At 72.3% G+C, this 1049-nt stretch carries 1 protein-coding gene; it reads left to right on the top strand.

Annotation, left to right across the window (positions count from 1 at the left end; translation table 11 throughout):
- On the top strand, positions 1-831 hold an 831-nt coding region (locus ACZ4O3_RS44110), incomplete at its 5' end, for a universal stress protein (RefSeq protein ID WP_362733183.1).
- Positions 832-1049 lie beyond the last annotated feature (218 nt).

The following is a 1049-nucleotide window of genomic DNA, read 5'->3' as shown; positions in this document are numbered from 1 at the left end:
AGTCTGCGGGCCGTCGACTGGGCGGCCGACGAGGCCGCCCTGCGCGGGGCACCGCTCCGGCTCGTGTACGCCTCTCTCTGGGAGCGGTACGAGGGTTCCTCACTGGCCAAGGACCTGGGCAAGCCGTCGGAGCAGGTCATGGCCGAGGACATCGTCCGGACCGCCGCACGGCGGGCGCACCTGCGCCAGACCGGTGTCAAGATCTCCACCGAGGTGTTGCCCGAGGAACCCGAGTACGCGCTGGTGCACGAGAGCCGCACCGCCTCCGCCCTGGTGCTCGGCACCCGTGGGCGCGGTGGTTTCGTCGAGATGCTGCTCGGCTCGGTCAGCCTGGCCGTCGCCGCCCAGGCGGCCTGCCCGGTGATCGTGCTGCGCGGCAGTCACGACAACCAGGTCCGCGCAGAAGACCGCGGCCGCGTCGTCCTGGGCGTCGGTGAGCACGGGACGGATTCCGCCGCCCTGCGCTTCGCCGTCCAGGAGGCGAGGCTGCGCGGCGCGACCCTGGAGGCCGTACGGGCCTGGCGGTGCCCCGCCTACGAGACCACCGACCACCCCCTGCTCGCCGGTGAACCCGCGCGGCTGCACGAACAGCATGCCGCCGAGGTCCTGGCGGAGGCCTTGAAGGACGCACCCGCCGATGTGAAGGTGCGTTCGCGTACGGTCGAGAGTCCGGCCCGCCGAGTGCTCCTGGCCGCTTCCGACGAGGCCGACCTGCTGGTGGTGGGTGCCCGGCGCAACCCGGAACACCTCGGACTCCAACTGGGGCGCGTCGCACACGCGGTGCTGCACCACTCCGCCTGCCCGGTGGCCGTCGTACCCGAACAGGCCTGAGCGCCATGACCGGGCGGCCCTGCCGTCCTCTCGCCGACCGTGCTGCTTCGGCCACCCGCTGAACTCCTCCTCCGCCAGGGCCCCTTGGCGGCTTACGCAACGACGACTTCCGGAGTGTCATCCATGTCCAAGGCCGAACACCAGGACGCCGCCGTACTGTCCGACGACGAGCTGCGCACCCTGGACGCGCACTGGCGGGCCGCCAACTACCTGGCGGC

Source organism: Streptomyces sp. NPDC026515 (assembly GCF_055567595.1).
Note: the sequence above shows the minus strand (reverse complement) of the source record. Positions and strands in the feature narration are given on the sequence as shown.